Source organism: Rhizobium sp. PEPV16 (assembly GCF_008919455.1).
Classification (GTDB): Bacteria; Pseudomonadota; Alphaproteobacteria; order Rhizobiales; family Rhizobiaceae; genus Rhizobium; species Rhizobium leguminosarum_Q.
This window is the reverse complement of record NZ_VSZV01000034.1, coordinates 1-1,234: the sequence shown is the minus strand read 5'-3', so window position 1 is coordinate 1,234 and position 1,234 is coordinate 1. Positions and strand designations below refer to the sequence as shown.

Below are 1,234 nucleotides of genomic sequence, written 5' to 3'. Positions count from 1 at the left end.
CGGCCAGACGAAACGGACTTGCGACCGCGGCGCCGGCGGCATCGAAGACATAGGCGCCAACGTCACCTGCGGTCGAGCGCCTGCCGCTTTCGAAGGAGGCAAGCTGCGCTCCGAACTTGGCGAGCGATGCGTAGCGGTCATGCCCCAGCCCGTCGGATGCCTGGATCGACGTGATGTCGATGACCCGAAGCCTCTCCTTCAAGGCAGCCTCCCTGATGACGGGATCGTCGATATCGAGACGTCCGACGCGCGCCCGCTCTCCCGCAATGAAGCTCGAGGCCACCAGCGCCCGGTCGTCCTTCGAAATGAGAAGAGATATCGGGATCGGCATCCGCCCGATATCCTTCAGCTGGGACCGGAAAACATCGACGTCGATGTCAGGGGCGGCGAGGATCACCGCCAGTTTGCCGATGACGTCGTCGCGATGCTGTAGTTTGAGCTGGCGCACAGTCTCCATGACCAGGAATCCGCCCATGCTGTGTCCGAAAAGGATGATGCGTTTCACCTTTCCTGAAGCCGAGAGCGAGGCGACAAGCGAGTCGAGGTCGCTGCGCGAGGAGAGAGCCGCATCGCGGTCGGCGACATAGCCGGCGACGGCAGCGGCCGAAGGCCAGGAAAACAGGATCGGAGAGCCCGGTATGTTCGCATCCGCGGCGATCTGTGCGGTGCGAAACAGCGCCTCCTGGTAACTGTAGTTGTAGCCATGCACGAAGATGCCGATGGTGCCGTCGGACTGAATGGAGCGGACCGCTGCCTGCACGAAGGCGTCCTTTGCAAGCTGCTTGCGCCCGACGACGGCAAATTGCCGTTCGGAATCCGGGGTCGCGGTCGGATATGTGATCGCGGTGTTCTTTCGGTCGGGAGGGACCGAAAACCCATACTGCTCATAGGTGAGATTGTCGGCCCATGTGCTGCCGAACCCGCCCCGTATGCTATCGGGGGTTCTGTTGGTCGCTACGAGCACCTTCACGCTGACCGGGGTCTTTTCGGCATGAGTCGGTTGACTCAGATGAACTGGCTTCAATACGTCCGGCGATGGTCTCGTCGCACAGCCTGCGAGCATCGCCAGGCCGATCGCGGCAATGATGGCCGGCCCGGTCTTCAGGAGCTCTCGGTGATCTGCCTTCGAGGGCTCCGGAGAATATCGTTCCGTCATCGATAAATTTCCCCTGGGATCAAGGCTCTCGGGCGCCAATCTCGTCATGCGGCATGTCGTTCTCGTTCCCGCGTGGGA

The 1,234-nt window shown here is 61.9% G+C and carries 1 protein-coding gene; it reads right to left on the bottom strand.

All coding sequences use genetic code 11. From position 1 onward, the window contains the following. Positions 1–1,063: alpha/beta fold hydrolase (locus FY112_RS00245; RefSeq protein WP_246700567.1), on the bottom strand; the 1,063-nt coding region annotated here is incomplete at its 3' end. Between the last annotated feature and the right edge of the window lie 171 nt (positions 1,064–1,234).